A 24,116-nucleotide genomic window follows, 5' to 3' on the forward strand; every position below is an offset into this window, starting at 1 on the left:
ATGCCTCGTAAGGGCCCCGCCCCGAAGCGCCCGGTCATCATCGACCCGGTTTACGGCTCCCCTCTGGTGACCTCCCTGATCAACAAGGTGCTGATGAACGGCAAGCGCTCCACCGCCGAGCGCATCGTCTACGGCGCCATGGAGGGTCTGCGTGAGAAGACGGGCAACGACCCGATCATCACGCTGAAGCGCGCGCTGGAGAACATCAAGCCGACCCTTGAGGTCAAGTCCCGCCGTGTCGGTGGTGCGACGTACCAGGTTCCGATCGAGGTCAAGCCCGGTCGCGCCAACACCCTCGCGCTGCGCTGGCTCGTCGGCTACTCCCGCGCCCGTCGCGAGAAGACCATGACCGAGCGTCTGCTCAACGAGCTTCTCGACGCTTCGAACGGCCTCGGTGCGGCCGTCAAGAAGCGCGAGGACACGCACAAGATGGCCGAGTCCAACAAGGCCTTCGCGCACTACCGCTGGTAGTCGCTACCCACATCGAGACCGAGAGAAGACTGAAGCCTTATGGCTACCACTTCACTTGACCTGGCCAAGGTCCGCAACATCGGGATCATGGCCCACATCGACGCGGGCAAGACGACGACCACCGAGCGGATCCTGTTCTACACCGGTGTTTCGTACAAGATCGGTGAGGTCCATGACGGCGCTGCCACCATGGACTGGATGGAGCAGGAGCAGGAGCGTGGCATCACGATCACCTCTGCTGCCACCACCTGTCACTGGGCGCTGGAAGACGTCGACCACACCATCAACATCATCGACACCCCGGGCCACGTCGACTTCACGGTCGAGGTGGAGCGCTCCCTGCGCGTCCTCGACGGTGCCGTGACGGTGTTCGACGGCGTCGCCGGCGTTGAGCCGCAGTCCGAGACGGTGTGGCGTCAGGCGGACCGCTACGGCGTTCCGCGCATCTGCTTCGTCAACAAGCTCGACCGCACCGGTGCCGAGTTCCACCGCTGTGTCGACATGATCTCCGACCGACTGGGCGCCCAGCCGCTGGTCATGCAGCTGCCGATCGGTGCCGAGGCGGACTTCAAGGGCGTCGTCGACCTGGTGAAGATGAAGGCCCTGGTGTGGTCCGCCGAGGCCACCAAGGGCGAGATGTACGACACCGTCGACATCCCGGCCACCCACACCGAGGCCGCCGACGAGTGGCGCGGCAAGCTGCTTGAGGCCGTCGCCGAGAACGACGAAGAGCTGATGGAGCTGTACCTGGAGGGCGAGGAGCCCACCGAGGAGCAGCTGTACGCGGCCATCCGTCGTATCACCATCGCGTCCGGCAAGGGCTCCGGCACCACCGTCACCCCGGTGTTCTGCGGTACCGCGTTCAAGAACAAGGGCGTCCAGCCCCTGCTCGACGCGGTCGTGCGCTACCTCCCCTCGCCCCTGGACGTGGAGGCCATCGAGGGCCACGACGTCAAGGACCCCGAGGTCGTCATCAAGCGCAAGCCGTCCGAGGACGAGCCGCTGTCCGCGCTGGCGTTCAAGATCATGAGCGACCCGCACCTGGGCAAGCTCACCTTCGTCCGGGTGTACTCCGGCCGCCTGGTGTCCGGCACCGCCGTGCTCAACTCCGTCAAGGGCCGCAAGGAGCGCATCGGCAAGATCTACCGCATGCACGCCAACAAGCGTGAGGAGATCGAGTCGGTGGGCGCCGGCGACATCGTCGCCGTCATGGGCCTGAAGCAGACCACCACCGGTGAGACGCTGAGCGACGAGAAGAACCCGGTGATCCTGGAGTCCATGGACTTCCCGGCGCCGGTCATCCAGGTCGCCATCGAGCCCAAGTCGAAGGGCGACCAGGAGAAGCTGGGCGTCGCGATCCAGCGCCTGGCCGAGGAGGACCCGTCCTTCCAGGTCCACTCGGACGAGGAGACCGGCCAGACCATCATCGGCGGCATGGGCGAGCTGCACCTGGAGGTGCTGGTCGACCGCATGCGCCGTGAGTTCAAGGTCGAGGCCAACGTCGGCAAGCCGCAGGTCGCGTACCGCGAGACCATCCGCAAGGCCGTCGAGAAGGTCGAGTACACCCACAAGAAGCAGACGGGTGGTACGGGCCAGTTCGCCCGCGTCATCATCGCGATCGAGCCGATCGAGGGCGGCGACGCCTCGTACGAGTTCGTGAACAAGGTGACCGGTGGCCGTATCCCGAAGGAGTACATCCCTTCGGTAGACGCCGGTGCGCAGGAGGCCATGCAGTTCGGCATCCTGGCGGGCTACGAGATGACCGGTGTCCGGGTCACCCTGCTCGACGGTGCCTACCACGAGGTCGACTCCTCCGAACTCGCGTTCAAGATCGCCGGCTCGCAGGCCTTCAAGGAGGCCGCGCGCAAGGCCAGCCCCGTACTGCTCGAACCGATGATGGCCGTCGAGGTCACCACGCCCGAGGACTACATGGGTGAGGTCATCGGCGACATCAACTCCCGCCGTGGTCAGATCCAGGCCATGGAGGAGCGGGCCGGTGCCCGCGTCGTCAAGGGCCTCGTGCCCCTGTCGGAGATGTTCGGCTACGTCGGCGACCTCCGCAGCAAGACGTCGGGTCGCGCAAGCTACTCGATGCAGTTCGACTCCTACGCCGAGGTTCCGCGGAACGTCGCCGAGGAGATCATCGCGAAGGCCAAGGGCGAGTAACGCACCCCGTTCACACGCCGTAGGCTTGACTCCGGAGCCTCCAGGGGCATTCCCCCGCGAACGCGGACGTAATGCCCCCGGGTTCCGGGCCTTTACAGCAAAGATCACCTGGCGCCGATGAAGTAAGGCGTACAGAACCACTCCACAGGAGGACCCCAGTGGCGAAGGCGAAGTTCGAGCGGACTAAGCCGCACGTCAACATCGGCACCATCGGTCACATCGACCACGGTAAGACGACCCTCACGGCCGCCATTACCAAGGTGCTGCACGACAAGTACCCGGACCTGAACGAGGCCTCGGCCTTCGACCAGATCGACAAGGCTCCTGAGGAGCGTCAGCGCGGTATCACCATCTCCATCGCGCACGTCGAGTACCAGACGGAGGCGCGCCACTACGCCCACGTCGACTGCCCGGGTCACGCGGACTACATCAAGAACATGATCACCGGTGCCGCGCAGATGGACGGCGCCATCCTGGTGGTCGCCGCCACCGACGGCCCGATGCCGCAGACCAAGGAGCACGTGCTCCTGGCCCGTCAGGTCGGCGTTCCGTACATCGTCGTCGCCCTGAACAAGGCCGACATGGTGGACGACGAGGAGATCCTTGAGCTCGTCGAGCTTGAGGTCCGTGAGCTCCTCTCCGAGTACGAGTTCCCGGGCGACGACGTTCCGGTCGTCAAGGTCTCGGCGCTCAAGGCCCTTGAGGGCGACAAGGAGTGGGGCCAGTCGGTCCTGGACCTGATGGACGCCGTCGACAGCGCGATCCCGGAGCCGGAGCGCGACATCGACAAGCCGTTCCTGATGCCGATCGAGGACGTCTTCACCATCACCGGTCGCGGTACGGTCGTCACCGGCCGTATCGAGCGTGGTGTCCTCAAGGTCAACGAGACCGTCGACATCATCGGCATCAAGACCGAGAAGACCACCACCACGGTCACCGGCATCGAGATGTTCCGCAAGCTGCTTGACGAGGGCCAGGCCGGTGAGAACGTCGGTCTGCTCCTCCGCGGCATCAAGCGCGAGGACGTCGAGCGCGGCCAGGTCATCATCAAGCCGGGCTCGGTCACCCCGCACACCGAGTTCGAGGCGCAGGCCTACATCCTCTCCAAGGACGAGGGTGGCCGCCACACGCCGTTCTTCAACAACTACCGTCCGCAGTTCTACTTCCGTACGACGGACGTGACCGGCGTCGTGACCCTCCCCGAGGGCACCGAGATGGTCATGCCGGGTGACAACACCGAGATGAAGGTGGAGCTCATCCAGCCCATCGCCATGGAAGAGGGCCTGAAGTTCGCCATCCGTGAGGGTGGCCGGACGGTGGGCGCCGGCCAGGTCACCAAGATCAACAAGTGATCTCGGGCTGACCCGGTAGGTCTTTGAGAGGCCCGTACGACTCCGGTCGTACGGGCCTCTCGGCGTTCGGGGCGGCCGGGGCCGAGACGGGACCTCTCCCTCACCGACCGCTTCAACTCCTCGGTGACGGACGGCACATGGGCCGGCTTCCAGCGGATCGAGGCATCCGAGGCCACCGCTCCGCACGCGCCGACCGATGACTCGGCGGCCCCCGGACGGCATCCGGGGGCACGTCGGACGACGTGAACCGGGCGGCCACGCGACACCTGCCGGTGCGGGGGAGGACGCGGCCCGGCTGATGATCGGAACGGGGCGTCTGCCGGAGGCGTACCTCCGTCGTACCTCGGGCCGCTGGGAAGCCGCCGGATCCGCTGACCGCCTCGGCGGGCAGCCGCTATTGCGCCCCCGGCCGGCGCGGGTCTCGTGTGTCCTGGGTCTTCACCGCGTCGTTGACCTTCTTCGCCAATTCGTCGTCGAGCTTCTTGAACTCGCGTACCACCGTGTCGGACATGTCGGCGAGGGCGTCCAGTTGCTGCGTGATGTCCTCGCGCCCGTCCTCCCAGTTCGACTCGAAGTCGTCGAGGGCGTCGTTGACCTTGCCGTCGCCGATGTCGTCCTTGTAGGACTCGAAGAGCTTCTTGGTGTGGTTCAGGCGGGTCTTGATCGAGCGCAGACGCCGACCGTAGTCCTCCAACTCGGTCAGCGGGAGCGAGAGGTCACTCTTGCCCTTGCCCATGCGTCCGTCCCCCGTTCTCGGTTCTCGTAGGCTGGGCCGCACCGTACAACAGCATGCTGCCTGGACAACTGATCGACGAAACGGGGGACACGACAGCCATGGCCCGCTACATGGAAACGCTCACCGTCGAGCGCGGCGGCTTCCGCATCAAGGTGCCGGAGTCGTGGTGGGAGTTCGACGTACGCCCGGAGTCGCGTGACGACTCGATCCGGCGCATGGTGAACGAGCGGGTCGAGCAGCACCCGGAGCTGGCCCCGTACCGCGACACGTACACCGGCTTCCTCCAGAAGGCCGCGTCCGACGCCTGGAAGTCCGGCGCGCTGTACTGCGGCTGCATGGCCGAGAGCTTCGGCGGTGACATCCCGATCACCGGCTCCGTCACCGTCTCCCTCGTCGGCGGACGTACCAGCGAGGGCGCGCCCCTGCCCAACGACCCCGCCACGATCGCCTCCCAACTCGCCGTCAAGGAAGCGAGGAAGCCCGGCGACTCCTGGCGCAAGGTGACGACCGTCGACATACCCGGAGTCGGCCCGGCCGCCCGCACCCACGGCATCGAGGACATCCCCGTCCCGGGCGACAGCCTCAACCGCACCGTACGGGCCGTGCTGATGCAGACGTACATTCCGGTCCCCGGGCAGGAGGGCAAGGTGGCCCTCGTCGCCGGCAGCAGCCAGGTCCTCGACCTGGCCGACTCGTTCTTCGACATCTTCGACGCGATCACCTCGACGTTCCGCTTCGCGGACTGAGCCGCTCGACGGCGCGGGTCTCAGATCGCGGACAGTCGCCGCAGGAAGACTGGCCTTCGCGTTTACACAGAGGTAACACTGAGGTGCCGGCCGCCCCTGGATGTCCACCCCGGGGCGGTCCCAGTCCTGCGCGCGGCAACGGCGCCGAGCGCTCATCACCGGTGCGTACCGGTAGCAGCCGTGCCCGGAAGGGAACCACGTGACGACCCGATCCGAAGCGAGAATCTCGCCGACCTTGCCGTCCTTGCCGACCTTGCCCTCATCGTCGTCCTCACTCGACATCCTGCGGACCGAGATCGAACACCGCAACCCGGCCCAATCCGAGTTCCACCAGGCCGTCCGCGAGGTGCTGGAGACGCTCGCGCCGGTGCTCGCGGCCCGTCCGGAGTACGCGGAGCCGGGACTCGTCGAGCGGCTGTGCGAGCCGGAACGGCAGATCATCTTCCGGGTGCCGTGGCAGGACGATCACGGCCGGGTCCACGTCAATCGCGGTTTCCGCGTCGAGTTCAACAGCGCGCTCGGCCCGTACAAGGGGGGCCTGCGCTTCCACCCGACGGTGAACCTCGGCATCGTGAAGTTCCTCGGTTTCGAGCAGATCTTCAAGAACGCGCTCACCGGGCTCGGCATCGGCGGCGGCAAGGGCGGCAGCGACTTCGACCCGCAGGGCCGCAGCGACACGGAGGTCATGCGGTTCTGCCAGTCGTTCATGACGGAGTTGCACCGGCACATCGGTGAGCACACCGACGTTCCGGCGGGTGACATCGGCGTAGGCAGCCGTGAGATCGGTTACCTGTTCGGCCAGTACCGGCGGATCACCAACCGCTGGGAGTCCGGCGTCCTCACCGGCAAGGGCCCGCATTGGGGCGGGTCCCTGATCCGGCCGGAGGCGACCGGGTACGGGAACGTGCTGTTCGCGGCGGAGATGCTGCGCGAACGGGGCGGGGACCTGGAGGGCCTGTCGGCGGTCGTCTCCGGCTCCGGAAACGTCGCGATCTACACCATAGAGAAGCTCCTCGCCCTCGGTGCGAACCCGCTGACCTGCTCGGACTCCAGCGGGTACGTGGTCGACGACAAGGGCATCGACCTGGATCTGCTCAAGCAGATCAAGGAGGTCGAACGCGGCCGGATCAGTACCTACGCCGAGCGCCGGGGCGCGTCCGCGCGGTTTGTGCCCGGCGGACGGGTCTGGGAGGTCCCGGCCGATGTCGCGCTGCCGTCGGCGACGCAGAACGAGCTGAACGAGAACGACGCGGCCACCCTCGTCCGCAACGGGGTGAAGGCGGTGTCGGAGGGCGCGAACATGCCGACGACACCCGAGGCCGTGCAGCTGCTCCAGCGCGCGGGGGTGGCCTTCGGCCCCGGCAAGGCGGCCAACGCGGGCGGGGTCGCGGTCAGCGCCCTGGAGATGGCACAGAACGCGTCGCGCACGGCGTGGACGGCCGCCCGTGTCGAGGAGGAACTGGCCCGCATCATGCGGGACATCCACACCACCTGTCATGAGACCGCCGAACGCTACGGCCTCCCCGGTGACTACGTGACCGGCGCGAACATCGCCGGCTTCGAGAGGGTCGCCGACGCGATGCTGGCGCAGGGCGTCATCTGACCCGGCCGCCACGATGCCCGCCCGAGCCGCCCCCACAGGCGGCCGGGCGACCGCCGCCCCGCACGGGTTCTCGCGCCCGGCCTTCCGGACCAGGTTTGACCCGCCTCGCCCTCCGGGTACTGTCTTGCGCTCGATTGGCCAGCCCCCCGCCCCCTATGGCAGACTGTCCGAGTTGCTCGGTCGAGTGTTGATGCTGCGCGCCTCCCGCCGGGAGGACCGGAAGCGAGTCCCACAGTACTCGTCAACCCCATGTGGGTTGGACGTACGGGAATCTTCCGGGAAGTGTCAGCGCGGCACCGGCCAGGCACCCGGTGGGCCTTCCGTCCCCGGTCTGCGGTTCCGGAAGGGCCGTGCGCATTCCCCGCAGGGATGTTCGAACAAGGGGCATCTGTGTCAGCGGGAGAGCGACACGCCCGACCGCGTGGGTCGGAGAAGGCGAAGGGAACGAAGGAACACCGGGTTCCAGAGCGTGAGAAGAGACAGGACTACTGAGTAGCCATGGCGGGACAGAAGATCCGCATTCGGCTCAAGGCCTACGACCACGAGGTCATCGACTCCTCGGCGAAGAAGATCGTCGAGACGGTGACCCGCACGGGTGCGTCGGTCGCGGGCCCGGTGCCGCTGCCCACTGAGAAGAACGTGTACTGCGTCATCAAGTCGCCGCACAAGTACAAGGACTCGCGCGAGCACTTCGAGATGCGCACGCACAAGCGCCTGATCGACATCCTCGACCCGACCCCCAAGACCGTTGACTCTCTGATGCGACTCGACCTCCCGGCCGGTGTCGACATCGAGATCAAGCTCTGAGGCGCGGTGATCTGAGAGATGACCAAGCAGATCAAGGGCATCCTGGGCGAGAAGCTCGGCATGACGCAGGTGTGGGACGAGAACAACCGCGTTGTTCCGGTCACCGTCGTCAAGGCCGGCCCGAACGTCGTCACCCAGGTTCGTACGAATGACGTCGACGGCTACGAGTCCGTCCAGATCGCCTTCGGCGAGATCGACCCGCGCAAGGTGAACAAGCCCCTCAAGGGTCACTTCGCCAAGGCCGACGTCACCCCCCGTCGTCACCTCGTCGAGATCCGCACGTCGGACGCCTCCGAGTACACGCTGGGCCAGGAAGTCACCGCCGAGGTGTTCGAGGCCGGCGTCAAGGTCGACGTCACCGGCAAGAGCAAGGGCAAGGGCTTCGCCGGTGTCATGAAGCGCCACAACTTCCGTGGCCTCGGCGCCGGACACGGCACCCAGCGCAAGCACCGCTCTCCCGGCTCCATCGGTGGCTGCGCCACCCCGGGTCGTGTGTTCAAGGGCCTGCGCATGGCGGGCCGCATGGGCAACGAGCGGGTCACCACCCAGAACCTGACCGTCCACGCCGTTGACGCGGAGAAGGGTCTGCTGCTCATCAAGGGCGCTGTCCCCGGTCCGAACGGCGGCCTCGTCCTGGTCCGCACCGCGGCCAAGGGGGCCTGAGGTAACCGATGAGCACTCCGATCAACATCGAGATCCTTTCGCCGGCGGGCGAGAAGGCCGGTTCCGTCGAGCTCCCCGCGGAGATCTTCGGCGTGGAGAAGGTCAGCATTCCGCTGATCCACCAGGTCGTCGTCGCGCAGCTGGCCGCCGCCCGCCAGGGCACGCACAAGACCAAGACCCGCGGTGAAGTCCGTGGTGGCGGCAGGAAGCCGTACCGCCAGAAGGGCACCGGCCGCGCCCGCCAGGGCTCGACCCGCGCGCCGCAGTTCGCCGGCGGTGGCGTCGTGCACGGCCCGCAGCCGCGCGACTACTCGCAGCGGACCCCGAAGAAGATGAAGGCCGCGGCGCTGCGCCACGCCCTCACCGACCGGGCCCGCCACAACCGCATCCACGTCGTCTCCGGCGTGGTCGAGGGCGAGACCCCCAGCACGAAGGCCGCCAAGAGCCTGTTCGGCAAGATCAGCGAGCGCAAGAACCTGCTCCTGGTCGTCGACCGCGCCGACGAGGCCGCGTGGCTGTCCGCCCGCAACCTGCCCCAGGTCCACATCCTGGAGCCGGGCCAGCTGAACACGTACGACGTTCTCGTGTCGGACGACGTGGTCTTCACCCAGGCCGCTTTCGAGTCCTTCGTCGCCGGCCCGAACAAGGCCAACGACACCGAAGGGAGCGAGGCCTGATGGCTACGCGTCACCCCTCCATCGCCTCGAAGGCCGCCAAGGCCGCCAAGGCCGCGCGCGTCGCCAAGGCGAAGCGCCACGCCACCGAGGGCAAGAACACCGTCGTCACCCCGGCGAGCAAGGCCTACACGGACCCCCGTGACGTCCTGCTCAAGCCGGTCGTGTCCGAGAAGAGCTACGCGCTCCTCGACGAGAACAAGTACACCTTCGTCGTCGACCCGCGTGCCAACAAGACCCAGATCAAGGAGGCCGTCCAGGCGGTCTTCTCGGTCAAGGTCACCGGGGTCAACACGATCAATCGCCAGGGCAAGCGCAAGCGGACCCGCACGGGCTTCGGCCAGCGTGCCGCGACCAAGCGCGCGATCGTGACCCTCGCCGAGGGCGACCGTATCGACATCTTCGGCGGTCCGACCGCCTGACGGCGGTCCGGAACGTCCAGATTTCGGAAATAGCTTCCGAGGACTGAGAGACAATGGGTATCCGCAAGTACAAGCCGACGACTCCTGGCCGTCGTGGCGCCAGCGTCGCCGACTTCGTCGAGGTCACGCGGTCCACGCCGGAGAAGTCGCTGGTCCGTCCCCTGCACAGCAAGGGCGGCCGTAACAATTCCGGTCGTGTGACCGTCCGCCACCAGGGCGGCGGCCACAAGCGCGCCTTCCGTGTGATCGACTTCCGTCGTCACGACAAGGACGGCGTGCCGGCGAAGGTCGCGCACATCGAGTACGACCCCAACCGCACCGCGCGCATCGCGCTGCTGCACTACGCGGACGGCGAGAAGCGCTACATCCTCGCGCCGCGTGGCCTGTCGCAGGGCGACCGCGTCGAGAACGGTCCCGGGGCCGACATCAAGCCGGGCAACAACCTCGCTCTGCGCAACATCCCGGTCGGTACGACGCTGCACGCCATCGAGCTGCGTCCGGGCGGCGGCGCCAAGTTCGCCCGCTCGGCCGGTGCTTCCGTGCAGCTGCTCGCGAAGGAGGGCACCATGGCCCACCTGCGCATGCCGTCCGGTGAGATCCGCCTGGTCGACCAGCGCTGCCGCGCCACGGTCGGCGAGGTCGGCAACGCCGAGCAGAGCAACATCAACTGGGGCAAGGCCGGCCGTAAGCGGTGGCTGGGCGTCCGCCCGACCGTCCGTGGTGTGGTCATGAACCCGGTCGACCACCCGCACGGTGGTGGTGAGGGCCGGACCTCCGGTGGTCGTCACCCCGTGTCCCCGTGGGGCAAGAAGGAAGGCCGTACTCGTTCGCCCAAGAAGGCGTCGAACAAGTACATCGTCCGCCGCCGCAAGACGAACAAGAAGCGCTAAGGACGGGTTGAGATGCCTCGTAGCCTGAAGAAGGGGCCCTTCGTCGACGACCACCTGATCAAGAAGGTGGACACGCAGAACGAAGCCGGCACCAAGAACGTCATCAAGACCTGGTCCCGCCGCTCGATGATCGTCCCGGCCATGCTGGGCCACACCATCGCGGTGCACAACGGCAAGACCCACATCCCGGTGTTCGTCACCGAGTCGATGGTCGGCCACAAGCTCGGCGAGTTCTCGCCGACCCGCACCTTCCGGGGCCACGTCAAGGATGACCGCAAGTCGAAGCGCCGCTAGGCGCGGATCGCAACAGACAAGTAAGTAACTCTGAAGGGACAACCATGGAAGCCAGGGCCCAGGCGCGGTACATCCGCGTCACGCCCATGAAGGCCCGCCGTGTGGTGGACCTCATCCGTGGCTTGGACGCCACGGAGGCCCAGGCTGTTCTGCGATTCGCTCCGCAGGCAGCCTCGGTTCCGGTGGGCAAGGTGCTCGACAGCGCCATCGCCAACGCCGCGCACAACTACGACCACACCGACGCCGACAGCCTCTTCATTTCCGAGGCGTACGTCGACGAGGGCCCGACCCTGAAGCGGTTCCGTCCGCGTGCCCAGGGCCGTGCCTACCGGATCCGCAAGCGGACCAGCCACATCACCGTGGTCGTCAGCAGCAAGGAAGGAACCCGGTAATGGGCCAGAAGGTAAACCCGCACGGGTTCCGGCTCGGTGTCACCACCGACTTCAAGTCGCGCTGGTACGCCGACAAGCTCTACAAGGACTACGTCAAGGAAGACGTCGCCATCCGTCGGATGATGACGTCCGGCATGGAGCGCGCCGGCATCTCCAAGGTGGAGATCGAGCGCACCCGTGACCGCGTCCGCGTCGACATCCACACCGCGCGTCCGGGCATCGTCATCGGCCGCCGCGGTGCCGAGGCCGACCGTATCCGCGGTGACCTGGAGAAGCTGACCGGCAAGCAGGTCCAGCTGAACATCCTTGAGGTCAAGAACCCGGAGACGGACGCTCAGCTGGTGGCCCAGGCCGTCGCCGAGCAGCTGTCCTCCCGTGTCTCCTTCCGCCGCGCCATGCGCAAGAGCATGCAGTCGGCGATGAAGGCGGGCGCCAAGGGCATCAAGATCCAGTGCGGTGGCCGCCTCGGCGGCGCCGAGATGTCCCGCTCGGAGTTCTACCGCGAGGGCCGTGTGCCCCTGCACACGCTCCGGGCGAACGTGGACTACGGCTTCTTCGAGGCCAAGACGACCTTCGGCCGTATCGGTGTGAAGGTCTGGATCTACAAGGGCGACGTCAAGAACATCGCCGAGGTCCGCGCCGAGAACGCCGCCGCCCGTGCGGGCAACCGCCCGGCGCGTGGCGGTGCCGACCGCCCGGCCCGTGGTGGCCGCGGTGGCGAGCGGCGCGGTCGTAAGCCGCAGCAGGCTGCCGGCGCCGAGGCCCCCAAGGCGGAGTCCTCGGCGGTCCCCGCAGCCGCTCCGGCTGAGAGCACCGGAACGGAGGCCTGACCGACATGCTGATCCCCCGTAGGGTCAAGCACCGCAAGCAGCACCACCCGAAGCGCAGCGGCGCTGCCAAGGGCGGCACGCAGGTTGCGTTCGGCGAGTACGGCATCCAGGCGCTGACCCCGGCGTACGTCACGAACCGCCAGATCGAGGCGGCTCGTATCGCCATGACCCGTCACATCAAGCGTGGCGGCAAGGTCTGGATCAACATCTACCCGGACCGTCCGCTGACGAAGAAGCCGGCCGAGACCCGCATGGGTTCCGGTAAGGGTTCTCCGGAGTGGTGGGTCGCCAACGTCAAGCCCGGACGCGTGATGTTCGAGCTGTCGTACCCCAACGAGAAGATCGCCCGTGAGGCGCTGACCCGTGCGGCCCACAAGCTGCCGATGAAGTGCCGGATCGTCAAGCGCGAGGCAGGTGAAGCGTGATGTCGGCCGGTACCAAGGCGTCCGAGCTGCGCGAGCTGGGCAACGAGGAGCTGCTGGACAAGCTCCGCGAGGCCAAGGAAGAGCTGTTCAATCTCCGCTTCCAGGCGGCGACGGGTCAGCTTGAGAACCATGGCCGTCTCAAGGCGGTCCGCAAGGACATCGCGCGGATCTACACCCTGATGCGCGAGCGTGAGCTGGGCATCGAAACGGTGGAGAGCGCCTGATGAGCGAGAACAACGTGACTGCAAAGACCGAGCGCAACGCCCGCAAGACCCGTGAGGGTCTGGTCGTCAGCGACAAGATGGACAAGACCGTCGTCGTCGCCGTCGAGGACCGTGTGAAGCACGCGCTGTACGGCAAGGTCATCCGCCGTACCAACAAGCTCAAGGCGCACGACGAGCAGAACGCTGCCGGCATCGGCGACCGCGTCCTCCTGATGGAGACCCGGAAGCTGTCCGCCACCAAGCACTGGCGCATCGTCGAGATCCTCGAAAAGGCCAAGTAGTAATTCCTGCGGGGCAGTTGCCTCGCAGGTCAGTTCCGCCAGGCTCGGCGAGAAGCGTGCGCAATGCACGCTTCTCGCCGGGAACCGGCAGACAAACAGGAGATAGACGTGATCCAGCAGGAGTCGCGGCTGCGTGTCGCCGACAACACGGGCGCGAAGGAAATCCTTTGCATCCGTGTGCTCGGTGGCTCCGGTCGCCGCTACGCGGGCATCGGTGACGTCATCGTCGCCACCGTCAAGGACGCGATCCCCGGTGGCAACGTGAAGAAGGGTGACGTCGTCAAGGCGGTCATCGTTCGCACCGTCAAGGAGCGTCGCCGTCCGGACGGCTCGTACATCCGCTTCGACGAGAACGCCGCCGTCATTCTGAAGAACGACGGCGACCCTCGCGGCACCCGCATCTTCGGCCCGGTCGGCCGTGAGCTGCGCGAGAAGAAGTTCATGAAGATCATCTCGCTCGCGCCGGAGGTGCTGTAAGCATGAAGATCAAGAAGGGCGACCTGGTACAGGTCATCACCGGCAAGGACAAGGGCAAGCAGGGCAAGGTCATCGCCGCTTACCCGCGCGAGGACCGCGTCCTGGTCGAGGGTGTCAACCGGGTCAAGAAGCACACCAAGGCCGGTCCGACGGCGCGTGGTTCCCAGGCCGGCGGCATCGTGACCACCGAGGCGCCGATCCACGTCTCCAACGTCCAGTTGGTCGTGGAGAAGGACGGCAAGAAGGTCGTCACGCGTGTCGGCTACCGCTTCGACGACGAGGGCAACAAGATCCGCGTTGCCAAGCGGACGGGTGAGGACATCTGATGGCTACCACCACCACTCCGCGTCTGAAGACGAAGTACCGCGACGAGATCGCCCCGAAGCTGCGTGACGAGTTCAAGTACGAGAACGTCATGCAGATCCCGGGCCTCGTCAAGATCGTGGTCAACATGGGTGTGGGCGACGCCGCCCGCGACTCCAAGCTGATCGAGGGCGCCATCCGCGACCTCACCACGATCACCGGGCAGAAGCCGGCCGTCACCAAGGCCCGCAAGTCCATCGCGCAGTTCAAGCTGCGCGAGGGCCAGCCGATCGGCGCCCACGTCACGCTCCGTGGCGACCGCATGTGGGAGTTCCTCGACCGCACCCTGTCGCTCGCGCTGCCGCGCATCCGCGACTTCCGCGGTCTGTCCCCCAAGCAGTTCGACGGCCGTGGCAACTACACCTTCGGTCTCACCGAGCAGGTCATGTTCCACGAGATCGACCAGGACAAGATCGACCGCGTCCGGGGTATGGACATCACCGTGGTCACCACGGCGACCAACGACGCTGAGGGCCGCGCGCTCCTTCGTCACCTCGGCTTCCCGTTCAAGGAGGCGTGAGCGAGATGGCGAAGAAGGCTCTGATTGCCAAGGCTGCTCGCAAGCCCAAGTTCGGTGTGCGCGCGTACACCCGCTGCCAGCGCTGCGGCCGTCCGCACTCCGTCTACCGCAAGTTCGGCCTGTGCCGCGTGTGCCTTCGTGAGATGGCTCACCGCGGCGAGCTGCCGGGCGTGACCAAGAGCTCCTGGTAATCCCCCCTTTAGGGATTCCTGGACCTCTCGGTAAGCAACTGGGTCGGCGAAGTCCCACCCCCTTCATGGCTTAGGCTTGGAGGGTTGGGCCTTCGCCGCCCTGGATCACTTACTACGCCGTAGGTCCCCGCGCCGCACCCGTCCCGTCTCGTAGTACGGGGAGAGGGATGGTGCATATAGGAAACCCCGGCGAGAAAGGCCACAGGCCAATTCATGACCATGACTGATCCGATCGCAGACATGCTGACGCGTCTGCGGAACGCGAACTCGGCGTACCACGACTCCGTGGCGATGCCGCACTCGAAGATCAAGTCGCACATCGCGGAGATCCTCCAGCAGGAGGGCTTCATCACGGGCTGGAAGGTCGAGGACGCCGAGGTCGGCAAGTCCCTCGTCCTGGAGCTGAAGTTCGGCCCCAACCGTGAGCGCTCAATCGCGGGCATCAAGCGGATCTCCAAGCCCGGTCTCCGGGTGTACGCGAAGTCCACCAACCTGCCGAAGGTGCTCGGCGGCCTCGGCGTGGCGATCATCTCCACGTCGCACGGGCTCCTCACCGACAAGCAGGCCGGCAAGAAGGGCGTGGGTGGGGAAGTCCTCGCCTACGTCTGGTAGCAGAAGGGAACGGAGGAAACAGCTATGTCGCGCATCGGCAAGCTCCCCATCGCGGTTCCCGCCGGCGTGGACGTCACCATCGACGGCCGTACGGTCTCGGTCAAGGGCCCCAAGGGCTCGCTGACCCACACCGTCGCGGCGCCGATCGAGGTCGCCAAGGGCGAGGACGGCACCCTGCAGGTGACCCGCCCGAACGACGAGCGTCAGAACAAGGCCCTGCACGGCCTGTCCCGCACGCTGGTGGCGAACATGATCACCGGCGTGACCCAGGGTTACGTGAAGAAGCTCGAAATCAGCGGTGTCGGTTACCGCGTGACCGCCAAGGGTTCGAACCTGGAGTTCGCCCTCGGCTACAGCCACCCGATCCTGGTCGAGGCCCCCGAGGGCATCACCTTCAAGGTGGAGGCCCCGACCCGTTTCTCGGTCGAGGGCATCGACAAGCAGAAGGTCGGCGAGGTCGCGGCCAACATCCGCAAGCTGCGCAAGCCGGACCCGTACAAGGCCAAGGGCGTCAAGTACGAGGGCGAAGTCATCCGCCGCAAGGTCGGAAAGGCGGGTAAGTAAGCCATGGCATACGGGCAGAAGATCCTCAAGGGCGACGCCTACAAGCGCGCCGCGATCAAGCGCCGTCACATCCGGATCCGCAAGCGGATCTCGGGTACGGCGGAGCGCCCCCGTCTGGTCGTGACCCGCTCCAACCGTCACATCGTGGCGCAGGTGATCGACGACCTCAAGGGCCACACCCTGGCGTCGGCGTCCACCCTGGACGCGTCGATCCGTGGTGCCGAGGGCGACAAGTCCGCGCAGGCCAAGCAGGTCGGCGCGCTCGTCGCCGAGCGTGCCAGGGCCGCCGGTGTCGAGGCCGTCGTGTTCGACCGTGGTGGCAACCAGTACGCCGGGCGCATCGCCGCCCTGGCGGACGCCGCCCGCGAAGCCGGGCTCAAGTTCTGAGCCGCTTGTAGCTAGCGGAAAGAGAGAGGTAATCCAATGGCTGGACCCCAGCGCCGCGGAAGCGGTGCCGGTGGCGGCGAGCGGCGGGACCGGAAGGGCCGTGACGGCGGCGCTGCTGCCGCCGAGAAGACCGCGTACGTCGAGCGTGTCGTCGCGATCAACCGCGTCGCCAAGGTTGTGAAGGGTGGTCGTCGCTTCAGCTTCACCGCGCTGGTCGTGGTGGGCGACGGTGACGGCACCGTAGGTGTCGGATACGGCAAGGCCAAGGAGGTGCCGGCCGCCATCGCCAAGGGTGTCGAGGAGGCCAAGAAGCACTTCTTCAAGGTCCCCCGGATCCAGGGCACCATCCCGCACCCCATCCAGGGTGAGAAGGCCGCCGGTGTCGTGCTCCTCAAGCCGGCCTCGCCGGGTACCGGTGTGATCGCCGGTGGTCCCGTGCGTGCCGTCCTGGAGTGCGCCGGCATCCACGACGTGCTGTCGAAGTCGCTCGGCTCCGACAACGCGATCAACATCGTGCACGCGACCGTGGAGGCCCTGAAGGGCCTGCAGCGTCCCGAGGAGATCGCGGCCCGCCGCGGTCTGCCCCTGGAGGACGTGGCCCCCGCGGCCCTGCTGCGTGCGCGTGCCGGGGCGGGTGCGTGATGGCGCAGCTGAAGATCACGCAGGTCAAGTCCTACATCGGCAGCAAGCAGAACCACCGTGACACCCTGCGGTCGCTTGGTCTCAAGGGGATCAACACCGTGGTCGTCAAGGAGGACCGTCCCGAGTTCCGCGGCATGGTGCACACCGTCCGCCACCTCGTGACGGTCGAGGAGGTCGACTGATCATGGCGGAGCAGAACCCGCTCAAGATCCACAACCTCCGTCCCGCCCCGGGCGCCAAGACCGCCAAGACCCGCGTCGGTCGTGGTGAGGCGTCGAAGGGTAAGACGGCCGGTCGTGGTACCAAGGGCACCAAGGCCCGCTACCAGGTTCCGGAGCGCTTCGAGGGCGGCCAGATGCCGCTGCACATGCGCCTCCCGAAGCTGAAGGGCTTCAAGAACCCGTTCAAGACCGAGTACCAGGTCGTGAACCTCGACAAGCTGGCCGCGCTCTACCCCGAGGGTGGCGAGGTCACGGTCGAGGGCCTGGTGGCCAAGGGCGCCGTTCGCAAGAACAGCCTCGTCAAGGTGCTCGGGCAGGGTGAGGTCTCCGTGGCGCTCCAGGTGACGGTCGACGCCGTCTCCGGCTCCGCCAAGGAGAAGATCACCGCCGCCGGCGGCACCGTCACCGAACTCGTCTGACCCATTCGGACGTCTCGATGACCTGAACGATCCCGACCGGGGATGCTCCACAAAAGGGGTATCCCCGGTTGGTCGTTCCAAGGGGGGCGGTGTCGCCGGTAAGGTTGCCTGCACTGCCCACTTTCATTGGGTGCTTCAGATGGGGCACTCTGATCGGCAGTTGACCGTTACGTATTCGTCGAACCTCAAGACCGTCACCCTTGACGCAGTTGCGCGGGGGTCGCAGGAGGCACCGTGCTCACCGCGTTCGCCCGGGCGTTCAAGACGCCCGACCTGCGCAAGAAGCTGCTCTTCACGCTGGGCATCATCGTGGTCTACCGGGTCGGTACCCACATCCCGATCCCCGGCGTCAACTACCAAGCCGTCCAGCAGTGCGTGAACGAGGCATCCGGCAACCAGGGACTCTTCGGTCTCGTCAACATGTTCAGCGGCGGCGCGCTGCTGCAGATCACCGTCTTCGCCCTCGGCATCATGCCGTACATCACGGCGAGCATCATCCTGCAGCTGCTGACCGTGGTCATCCCGCGCCTGGAAGCCCTGAAGAAGGAGGGCCAGGCCGGTACGGCGAAGATCACCCAGTACACCCGTTACCTGACGGTGGCGCTCGCCATCCTCCAGGGCACCGGCCTGGTGGCCACCGCCCGCAGCGGCGCCCTCTTCTCGGGCTGCACCGTCGCGTCGAGCATCGTCCCCGACCAGGCGATCTTCACCACCATCACGATGGTCATCTGCATGACCGCGGGTACGGCCGTCGTCATGTGGCTGGGCGAGCTGGTCACCGACCGCGGCATCGGCAACGGCATGTCGATCCTGATGTTCATCTCGATCGCCGCGACCTTCCCGTCCGCGCTGTGGGCGATCAAGAAGCAGGGCACCCTCGCCGACGGCTGGATCGAGTTCGGCACCGTCATCGCGGTCGGCCTGATCATGGTCGCGCTCGTCGTCTTCGTCGAGCAGGCCCAGCGCCGCATCCCCGTGCAGTACGCGAAGCGCATGATCGGCCGTCGCTCCTACGGCGGTACGTCCACGTACATTCCGCTGAAGGTCAACCAGGCGGGTGTGATCCCCGTCATCTTCGCGTCCTCGCTGCTCTACATCCCGGCCCTGATCGCCCAGTTCGCCGGCGGCAACTCCGGCTGGAAACAGTGGGTCACCGCGAACCTCACCAAGGGCGACCACCCGATCTACATCACCCTCTACTTCTTGCTGATCGTTTTCTTCGCGTTCTTCTACGTGGCGATCTCCTTCAACCCCGAAGAAGTCGCCGACAACATGAAGAAGTATGGTGGCTTCATCCCGGGCATCCGGGCTGGCCGACCGACCGCTGAGTACCTGTCGTACGTACTCAACCGGATCACCTGGCCGGGTTCGCTGTATCTGGGCCTGATCGCTCTCGTACCGACGATGGCGTTGGTTGGCTTCGGGGCAAGCCAGAACTTCCCCTTCGGTGGCACCAGCATCCTGATCATCGTGGGTGTCGGTCTCGAAACGGTGAAGCAGATCGAGAGCCAGCTCCAGCAGCGCAATTACGAAGGGTTCCTCCGCTGATGCGAATCGTCCTCGTCGGGCCGCCGGGTGCCGGTAAGGGAACGCAGGCCGTGCGTCTTTCCGAAGAACTGCGCATCCCGCACATCTCCACGGGCGACCTGTTCCGGGCCAACATCAGCCAGCAGACGGAGCTGGGGAAACTCGCGAAGTCCTACATGGACGCCGGCAACCTCGTCCCCGACGAGGTCACCATCGCGATGGCCAAGGACCGCATGGAGCAGCAGGACGCCGAGGACGGCTTCCTGCTCGACGGCTTCCCGCGGAACGTCTCCCAGGCCGAGGCGCTGGACGAACTGCTGGAGAACGAGAGCGTCACGCTGGACGCGGTACTCGACCTCGAAGTCCCCGAGGACGAGGTGGTCAAGCGGATCGCCGGCCGGCGTACCTGCCGCAACAAGTCGGAGCACGTCTTCCACGTCACCTACAGCCCGCCGAAGAAGGAAGGCGTCTGCGACGTCTGCGGCGGCGAGCTGTACCAGCGTGACGACGACTCGGAGGGCACCGTCCGCAAGCGGCTGGAGGTCTACCACACGCAGACCGAGCCGATCATCGACTACTACAAGGCGCAGGGCCTGGTCGTGACGATCTCCGCCCTGGGCCCGGTGGACGAGATCACCCACCGGGCGCTGGAAGCGCTCAAGCGGGACGAGGGCGCCAAGTAGCCCCCTCGGGCCGTTCCCGGCCGCGGTGCCCTCCCCCCGGACCTGCTCCGGGCGGACCCCCAGGGCGCCGCGGCCGTAGTGTTGTGCAGTAACCGGTTGTCGCGAGTGACGGAGAGCGCAGGCCCCCATGGTGCAGATCAAGACCCCCGAGCAGATCGCCAGGATGCGTGCGGCGGGGCTGGTCGTCGCCGCCATCCACGCGGCCACCCGGGAGGCCGCCGTGCCCGGCGCCAGCACCAAGGACCTGGACGAGGTGGCGCGCAAGGTGCTCGCCGAGCACAACGCCACGCCGAACTTCCTCGGGTACGGCGGCTTCCCCGCCACCATCTGCACCTCGGTCAACGAGGTCGTCGTCCATGGCATCCCCTCGGACGAGGTCGTCCTCAAGGACGGCGACATCATCTCCATCGACTGCGGCGCGATCGTGGACGGCTGGCACGGCGACGCCGCCTACACGGCCTTCGTGGGCTCCGGTCACGCCCCGGAGCTGGTCGAGCTGTCCCGGGTGACCGAGGAGTCGATGTGGGCCGGGATCGCGGCGATGCGGCAGGGCAACCGGCTCGTCGACGTCTCCCGGGCCATCGAGACCTACATCCGCCGCCAGCCCAAGCCCGGCGGCGGCCGCTACGGGATCATCGAGGACTACGGCGGCCACGGCATCGGCACCGAGATGCACATGGACCCGCACCTGCTGAACTACGTCGACCGCAAGCGCGGCAAGGGCCCCAAGCTGGTCCCCGGCTTCTGCCTGGCCATCGAGCCGATGGTCTCCCTCGGCACCGCGAAGACCGAGGTGCTCCAGGACGACTGGACGGTGATCACCACCGACGGCACCTGGTCCTCCCACTGGGAGCACTCCGTCGCGCTCACCGAGCAGGGGCCGCTGGTGCTGACCGCCCCGGACGGCGGCCGGGCCAAGCTGGCGGAGCACGGCATCACGGCCGCCCCCGACCCGCTCGGTTAACGATCTCCGGTGTGGGGCAGACTTCCGCGATTCGTCTTTCCGGGGGCGCTGACGTAGACTGACTCGTCGGCTCTCGTGCATCCGCATGTCCACATGTGCCCGCAAGGGACGCGAGGGAGTCGATCAAGGTAGTCGATTCGAAGGGCGAAGCGTGGCCAAGAAGCAAGGTGCCATCGAGATCGAGGGCACTGTCGTCGAGTCTCTTCCGAACGCCATGTTCAAGGTCGAGCTCCAGAACGGCCACCAGGTCCTGGCACACATCAGCGGCAAGATGCGTATGCACTACATCCGCATCCTCCCTGACGACCGGGTCGTGGTGGAGCTGTCTCCGTACGACCTGACGCGTGGCCGGATCGTCTACCGCTACAAGTAGATCTTGCCCGCGCCCCGGCTCGCCGGGGTGATGGCACTGACCCGGAGAACCTCACATCCCATGAAGGTCAAGCCGAGCGTCAAGAAGATCTGCGACAAGTGCAGGGTGATCCGCCGTCACGGCCGGGTCATGGTCATCTGCGAGAACCCGCGCCACAAGCAGCGCCAGGGCTGACACAGGACCACACCTCTGCATCACGCAGGACTTCGCGCGACGCAAGCTGAATTGTTCATACGCAGGGCCCGGAGCCGTTCGGTTCCGATACCCCCGGCTCGGAGGCCGGGGACCCAGTTCGTACCTGGTACGGCGGCTGGGATCCGGTCCTGTGGAAGACCTCCGACAAGTAACTGGAGCCATTGAATGGCACGCGTTTCCGGTGTTGACATCCCGCGCGAAAAGCGCGTGGAGGTCGCCCTCACCTACGTGTTCGGCATCGGCCGGACGCTCGCGCAGGAGACGCTGGCAGCGACCGGCGTCGACCCGAACACCCGCGTTCGCGACCTGAGCGAGGAGCAGCTGGTCGCGATCCGCGAGTACGTCGACAACAACATCAAGACCGAGGGTGACCTCCGTCGTGAGATTCAGGCCGACATCCGCCGCAAGGTGGAGATCGGCTGCTACCAGGGTCTCCGTCACCGTCGCGGTCTGCCCGTCCGCGGTCAGCGCACCAGCACCAACGCCCGCACCCGCAAGGGCCCGCGTCGCGCCATCGCCGGCAAGAAGAAGCCGGGCAAGAAGTAGTCCGCAGCGGACACCTGTCCACGGTCTTCGCTGTAGGACCGACCACCTCCCGTAGGAGTTAGAGGATGCCCCCCAAGGGACGTCAGGGCGCTGCCAAGAAGGTGCGCCGCAAGGAAAAGAAGAACGTCGCTCACGGCCACGCGCACATCAAGAGCACGTTCAACAACACGATCGTTTCGATCACGGACCCGTCCGGCAACGTGATCTCCTGGGCCTCCGCCGGCCATGTCGGCTTCAAGGGCTCCCGGAAGTCCACGCCGTTCGCCGCGCAGATGGCCGCCGAGTCGGCCGCCCGCCGCGCGCAGGAGCACGGCATGCGCAAGGTCGACGTGTTCGTGAAGGGCCCGGGTTCCGGTCGCGAGACCGCGATCCGCTCCCTGCAGGCCACGGGCCTTGAGGTCGGCTCCATCCAGGACGTCACGCCGACCCCGCACAACGGCTGCCGTCCGCCGAAGCGCCGCCGGGTCTGATCCGCGGCGGTCCTTCGTTGGGCTCTGGGTTCCGGGCGGTACGGCTCCATATGGTCGTGCCGCCCGTACCCTTGCAGTACCCGCGCTTTTCACAGGTGCGGTTTCCGTCGGACGTCAAATAGCGGGCGTCCACGAAAGAAGGATCTGATCCACACATGCTGATCGCTCAGCGTCCCTCGTTGACCGAAGAGGTCGTCGACGAGTTCCGTTCCCGGTTCGTGATCGAGCCGCTGGAGCCGGGCTTCGGCTACACCCTCGGCAACTCTCTGCGTCGCACCCTCCTGTCGTCGATCCCCGGTGCCGCTGTCACCAGCATCCGCATCGACGGTGTCCTGCACGAGTTCACCACCGTGCCGGGCGTCAAGGAGGATGTCACCGACCTGATCCTCAACATCAAGCAGCTGGTCGTCTCCTCGGAGCACGACGAGCCGGTCGTGATGTACCTGCGCAAGCAGGGCCCGGGTCTGGTCACCGCCGCCGACATCGCGCCCCCGGCCGGGGTCGAGGTGCACAACCCCGATCTGGTCCTCGCCACGCTCAACGGCAAGGGCAAGCTGGAGATGGAGCTGACCGTCGAGCGCGGTCGCGGCTATGTCTCCGCCGTGCAGAACAAGCAAGTGGGCCAGGAGATCGGCCGTGTCCCGGTCGACTCGATCTACTCGCCGGTGCTCAAGGTCACGTACAAGGTCGAGGCCACGCGTGTCGAGCAGCGCACCGACTTCGACAAGCTGATCGTCGACGTCGAGACCAAGCAGGCCATGCGTCCGCGTGACGCCATGGCGTCGGCCGGCAAGACCCTGGTCGAGCTGTTCGGTCTGGCCCGTGAGCTGAACATCGACGCCGAGGGCATCGACATGGGTCCGTCCCCGACGGACGCCGCGCTGGCCGCGGACCTTGCGCTGCCGATCGAGGAGCTGGAACTCACCGTCCGCTCCTACAACTGCCTCAAGCGTGAGGGCATCCACTCCGTGGGTGAGCTGGTCGCGCGCTCCGAGGCCGACCTGCTGGACATCCGCAACTTCGGTGCGAAGTCCATCGACGAGGTCAAGGCGAAGCTGGCCGGCATGGGCCTGGCCCTGAAGGACAGCCCGCCCGGATTCGACCCGACGGCCGCGGCGGACGCGTTCGGCGCGGACGACGATGCGGATGCCGGTTTCGTGGAGACCGAGCAGTATTAAGCGCTCGGGATCGACGGTCCGATGCCGGGTGCGGGTGTGTTGTGCTTGATCGCACAGTTCCCCGCGCTCTTTCCGGACGACACGCCCCTTCGGGGCTGTCGTCCGGATCTCTGACAGACAACCGTCTGCTCAGATACTGACCCCGGTACCTGGTACGGCCGGGGCAGAGACACAGGAGAAGAAGAATGCCGAAGCCCACCAAGGGTGCCCGTCTGGGCGGCAGCGCCGCGCACGAGAAGCTGCTCCTCGCCAACCTCGCGAAGAGCCTCTTCGAGCACGGCCGTATCACCACCACCGAGGCGAAGGCCCGCCGCCTGCGCCCGTACGCCGAGCGTCTGATCACCAAGGCGAAGAAGGGCGACCTGCACAACCGTCGCCAGGTGCTTCAGGTCATCACGGACAAGGGCATCGTCCACACGCTCTTCACCGAGATCGGCCCGCGCTACGAGAACCGTCCCGGTGGCTACACGCGCATCACCAAGATCGGTAACCGCCGTGGCGACAACGCGCCCATGGCCGTCATCGAGCTGGTGGAGGCGCTGACCGTCGCCCAGCAGGCGACCGGTGAGGCCGAGGCCGCCACCAAGCGTGCGGTCAAGGAAGACGTCCTCAAGAAGGAGGAGGCCGTCGAGGCCCCGTCCGACGAGGCCGTCGAGGACGCCAAGCCGGAGGCTCCCGCCGAGGAGGCCAAGGACGCGTAAGCGTCCGTGGGGTTCTGTTCGGCCGATGGCTGCGGCTTCGTCGTGGCTGGTCGCGCAGTTCCCCGCGCCCCTTCAGGGCGCGTGAGCGGGCCCGTTCCTTTCATGGG

36 protein-coding genes are annotated in these 24,116 nt (G+C 66.7%); 35 read left to right on the top strand and 1 reads right to left on the bottom strand.

Annotated features, from left to right (window positions below; genetic code table 11):
• From rpsG to tuf, 3 genes are all read left to right on the top strand, one after another.
• On the top strand, positions 1-471 hold the full coding sequence (rpsG, locus tag ACFYTE_RS00120) for a 30S ribosomal protein S7 (protein WP_181650348.1): 471 nt from the start codon (positions 1-3) through the stop codon (positions 469-471).
• Positions 472-510: 39 nt separating this feature from the next.
• Positions 511-2,637 carry an elongation factor G gene (fusA, locus tag ACFYTE_RS00125; RefSeq protein WP_388702730.1) on the top strand — a complete coding sequence of 709 codons (2,127 nt, stop codon included), beginning with the start codon at positions 511-513 and terminating at the stop codon, positions 2,635-2,637.
• A gap of 158 nt (positions 2,638-2,795) precedes the next feature.
• Entirely contained in the window at positions 2,796-3,989 is a 1,194-nt protein-coding gene (tuf, locus tag ACFYTE_RS00130; RefSeq protein ID WP_351735953.1) for an elongation factor Tu, read from the top strand.
• A 394-nt stretch (positions 3,990-4,383) separates the two neighbouring features.
• On the opposite strand, the gene ACFYTE_RS00135 is transcribed toward tuf, so the two are convergent.
• Positions 4,384-4,725, bottom strand: coding sequence for a hypothetical protein (locus ACFYTE_RS00135; RefSeq protein ID WP_388702733.1), 342 nt, complete (start codon positions 4,723-4,725; stop codon positions 4,384-4,386).
• A 98-nt stretch (positions 4,726-4,823) separates the two neighbouring features.
• Here ACFYTE_RS00135 and ACFYTE_RS00140 point away from each other — a divergent pair, with 98 nt between their 5' ends.
• The 32 genes from ACFYTE_RS00140 to rplQ all read left to right on the top strand — a co-directional run bounded on the left by ACFYTE_RS00140 (position 4,824) and on the right by rplQ (position 24,009).
• Complete coding sequence (locus ACFYTE_RS00140; protein ID WP_388703961.1) at positions 4,824-5,471, top strand: hypothetical protein; 648 nt, start codon at positions 4,824-4,826, stop codon at positions 5,469-5,471.
• Positions 5,472-5,715: 244 nt separating this feature from the next.
• The gene (gene gdhA, locus ACFYTE_RS00145; protein ID WP_388702735.1) at positions 5,716-7,074 is read left to right on the top strand and encodes an NADP-specific glutamate dehydrogenase; all 1,359 of its coding nucleotides are present in this window, start codon (positions 5,716-5,718) and stop codon (positions 7,072-7,074) included.
• Positions 7,075-7,572: 498 nt separating this feature from the next.
• The gene (gene rpsJ / locus ACFYTE_RS00150) at positions 7,573-7,881 is read left to right on the top strand and encodes a 30S ribosomal protein S10 (protein ID WP_003948644.1); all 309 of its coding nucleotides are present in this window, start codon (positions 7,573-7,575) and stop codon (positions 7,879-7,881) included.
• Between the two features lie 18 nt (positions 7,882-7,899).
• Positions 7,900-8,544, top strand: coding sequence for a 50S ribosomal protein L3 (gene rplC / locus ACFYTE_RS00155; RefSeq protein ID WP_388702738.1), 645 nt, complete (start codon positions 7,900-7,902; stop codon positions 8,542-8,544).
• A gap of 8 nt (positions 8,545-8,552) precedes the next feature.
• Positions 8,553-9,221 (top strand): 50S ribosomal protein L4, encoded by a 669-nt coding sequence (gene rplD, locus ACFYTE_RS00160; RefSeq protein WP_388702741.1) that lies wholly within the window; start codon positions 8,553-8,555, stop codon positions 9,219-9,221.
• On the top strand, positions 9,221-9,640 hold the full coding sequence (gene rplW / locus ACFYTE_RS00165) for a 50S ribosomal protein L23 (RefSeq protein ID WP_351735969.1): 420 nt from the start codon (positions 9,221-9,223) through the stop codon (positions 9,638-9,640). The genes rplD and rplW overlap by 1 nt, the downstream gene beginning before the upstream one ends.
• A gap of 53 nt (positions 9,641-9,693) precedes the next feature.
• Positions 9,694-10,530: a 50S ribosomal protein L2 gene (gene rplB / locus ACFYTE_RS00170; RefSeq protein WP_388702743.1), complete on the top strand. Its 837-nt coding sequence runs from the start codon at positions 9,694-9,696 to the stop codon at positions 10,528-10,530.
• 12 nt (positions 10,531-10,542) lie between these two features.
• Complete coding sequence (rpsS, locus tag ACFYTE_RS00175) at positions 10,543-10,824, top strand: 30S ribosomal protein S19 (protein ID WP_003974263.1); 282 nt, start codon at positions 10,543-10,545, stop codon at positions 10,822-10,824.
• A gap of 44 nt (positions 10,825-10,868) precedes the next feature.
• The gene (gene rplV, locus ACFYTE_RS00180) at positions 10,869-11,216 is read left to right on the top strand and encodes a 50S ribosomal protein L22 (protein ID WP_037680403.1); all 348 of its coding nucleotides are present in this window, start codon (positions 10,869-10,871) and stop codon (positions 11,214-11,216) included.
• Positions 11,216-12,046, top strand: coding sequence for a 30S ribosomal protein S3 (gene rpsC, locus ACFYTE_RS00185; RefSeq protein WP_388702745.1), 831 nt, complete (start codon positions 11,216-11,218; stop codon positions 12,044-12,046). Before rplV ends, rpsC begins: the two co-directional genes overlap by 1 nt.
• Positions 12,047-12,051: 5 nt before the next feature.
• Positions 12,052-12,471 carry a 50S ribosomal protein L16 gene (gene rplP / locus ACFYTE_RS00190; RefSeq protein WP_210922737.1) on the top strand — a complete coding sequence of 140 codons (420 nt, stop codon included), beginning with the start codon at positions 12,052-12,054 and terminating at the stop codon, positions 12,469-12,471.
• Positions 12,471-12,695, top strand: coding sequence for a 50S ribosomal protein L29 (gene rpmC / locus ACFYTE_RS00195; protein ID WP_121894850.1), 225 nt, complete (start codon positions 12,471-12,473; stop codon positions 12,693-12,695). The genes rplP and rpmC overlap by 1 nt, the downstream gene beginning before the upstream one ends.
• Entirely contained in the window at positions 12,695-12,976 is a 282-nt protein-coding gene (gene rpsQ, locus ACFYTE_RS00200; protein ID WP_388702747.1) for a 30S ribosomal protein S17, read from the top strand. Before rpmC ends, rpsQ begins: the two co-directional genes overlap by 1 nt.
• A 108-nt stretch (positions 12,977-13,084) precedes the next feature.
• Positions 13,085-13,453: a 50S ribosomal protein L14 gene (gene rplN, locus ACFYTE_RS00205; protein WP_003998823.1), complete on the top strand. Its 369-nt coding sequence runs from the start codon at positions 13,085-13,087 to the stop codon at positions 13,451-13,453.
• A gap of 2 nt (positions 13,454-13,455) precedes the next feature.
• Positions 13,456-13,779 (top strand): 50S ribosomal protein L24, encoded by a 324-nt coding sequence (gene rplX / locus ACFYTE_RS00210; protein ID WP_073940530.1) that lies wholly within the window; start codon positions 13,456-13,458, stop codon positions 13,777-13,779.
• Complete coding sequence (gene rplE, locus ACFYTE_RS00215) at positions 13,779-14,336, top strand: 50S ribosomal protein L5 (protein WP_388702751.1); 558 nt, start codon at positions 13,779-13,781, stop codon at positions 14,334-14,336. Before rplX ends, rplE begins: the two co-directional genes overlap by 1 nt.
• A 5-nt stretch (positions 14,337-14,341) precedes the next feature.
• On the top strand, positions 14,342-14,527 hold the full coding sequence (locus tag ACFYTE_RS00220; protein ID WP_003956452.1) for a type Z 30S ribosomal protein S14: 186 nt from the start codon (positions 14,342-14,344) through the stop codon (positions 14,525-14,527).
• A gap of 213 nt (positions 14,528-14,740) precedes the next feature.
• Complete coding sequence (rpsH, locus tag ACFYTE_RS00225) at positions 14,741-15,139, top strand: 30S ribosomal protein S8 (RefSeq protein ID WP_351354146.1); 399 nt, start codon at positions 14,741-14,743, stop codon at positions 15,137-15,139.
• 24 nt (positions 15,140-15,163) lie between these two features.
• Positions 15,164-15,703 (top strand): 50S ribosomal protein L6, encoded by a 540-nt coding sequence (gene rplF / locus ACFYTE_RS00230; protein ID WP_388702755.1) that lies wholly within the window; start codon positions 15,164-15,166, stop codon positions 15,701-15,703.
• A gap of 3 nt (positions 15,704-15,706) precedes the next feature.
• On the top strand, positions 15,707-16,090 hold the full coding sequence (gene rplR, locus ACFYTE_RS00235; protein ID WP_388702757.1) for a 50S ribosomal protein L18: 384 nt from the start codon (positions 15,707-15,709) through the stop codon (positions 16,088-16,090).
• A 36-nt stretch (positions 16,091-16,126) separates the two neighbouring features.
• A complete protein-coding gene (gene rpsE / locus ACFYTE_RS00240; protein ID WP_019753099.1) occupies positions 16,127-16,732 on the top strand; it encodes a 30S ribosomal protein S5 in 606 nt (201 codons plus the stop codon).
• Positions 16,732-16,914 carry a 50S ribosomal protein L30 gene (rpmD, locus tag ACFYTE_RS00245; protein WP_003998814.1) on the top strand — a complete coding sequence of 61 codons (183 nt, stop codon included), beginning with the start codon at positions 16,732-16,734 and terminating at the stop codon, positions 16,912-16,914. The genes rpsE and rpmD overlap by 1 nt, the downstream gene beginning before the upstream one ends.
• A gap of 2 nt (positions 16,915-16,916) precedes the next feature.
• Positions 16,917-17,372, top strand: coding sequence for a 50S ribosomal protein L15 (rplO, locus tag ACFYTE_RS00250; RefSeq protein ID WP_030745257.1), 456 nt, complete (start codon positions 16,917-16,919; stop codon positions 17,370-17,372).
• A 234-nt stretch (positions 17,373-17,606) separates the two neighbouring features.
• Positions 17,607-18,920, top strand: a complete 1,314-nt coding sequence (gene secY, locus ACFYTE_RS00255) for a preprotein translocase subunit SecY (RefSeq protein ID WP_388702761.1) — start codon at positions 17,607-17,609, stop codon at positions 18,918-18,920.
• Positions 18,920-19,582, top strand: coding sequence for an adenylate kinase (locus ACFYTE_RS00260; protein ID WP_388702764.1), 663 nt, complete (start codon positions 18,920-18,922; stop codon positions 19,580-19,582). Before secY ends, ACFYTE_RS00260 begins: the two co-directional genes overlap by 1 nt.
• Before the next feature lie 127 nt (positions 19,583-19,709).
• Positions 19,710-20,546: a type I methionyl aminopeptidase gene (map, locus tag ACFYTE_RS00265; RefSeq protein ID WP_388702766.1), complete on the top strand. Its 837-nt coding sequence runs from the start codon at positions 19,710-19,712 to the stop codon at positions 20,544-20,546.
• Between the two features lie 151 nt (positions 20,547-20,697).
• The gene (gene infA, locus ACFYTE_RS00270; protein ID WP_003948620.1) at positions 20,698-20,919 is read left to right on the top strand and encodes a translation initiation factor IF-1; all 222 of its coding nucleotides are present in this window, start codon (positions 20,698-20,700) and stop codon (positions 20,917-20,919) included.
• 60 nt (positions 20,920-20,979) lie between these two features.
• A complete protein-coding gene (gene rpmJ, locus ACFYTE_RS00275; RefSeq protein ID WP_003998809.1) occupies positions 20,980-21,093 on the top strand; it encodes a 50S ribosomal protein L36 in 114 nt (37 codons plus the stop codon).
• Positions 21,094-21,279: 186 nt separating this feature from the next.
• A complete protein-coding gene (gene rpsM / locus ACFYTE_RS00280; RefSeq protein ID WP_388702768.1) occupies positions 21,280-21,660 on the top strand; it encodes a 30S ribosomal protein S13 in 381 nt (126 codons plus the stop codon).
• 65 nt (positions 21,661-21,725) lie between these two features.
• Complete coding sequence (gene rpsK, locus ACFYTE_RS00285) at positions 21,726-22,130, top strand: 30S ribosomal protein S11 (RefSeq protein WP_003956432.1); 405 nt, start codon at positions 21,726-21,728, stop codon at positions 22,128-22,130.
• A gap of 155 nt (positions 22,131-22,285) precedes the next feature.
• Positions 22,286-23,308, top strand: a complete 1,023-nt coding sequence (locus ACFYTE_RS00290; protein WP_062640332.1) for a DNA-directed RNA polymerase subunit alpha — start codon at positions 22,286-22,288, stop codon at positions 23,306-23,308.
• 185 nt (positions 23,309-23,493) lie between these two features.
• On the top strand, positions 23,494-24,009 hold the full coding sequence (gene rplQ / locus ACFYTE_RS00295) for a 50S ribosomal protein L17 (RefSeq protein ID WP_388702771.1): 516 nt from the start codon (positions 23,494-23,496) through the stop codon (positions 24,007-24,009).
• Positions 24,010-24,116 lie beyond the last annotated feature (107 nt).

Origin of the sequence: Streptomyces sp. NPDC004629, from assembly GCF_042873595.1 — a bacterium.
In the GTDB taxonomy this organism is placed as follows: Bacteria; Actinomycetota; Actinomycetes; order Streptomycetales; family Streptomycetaceae; genus Streptomyces.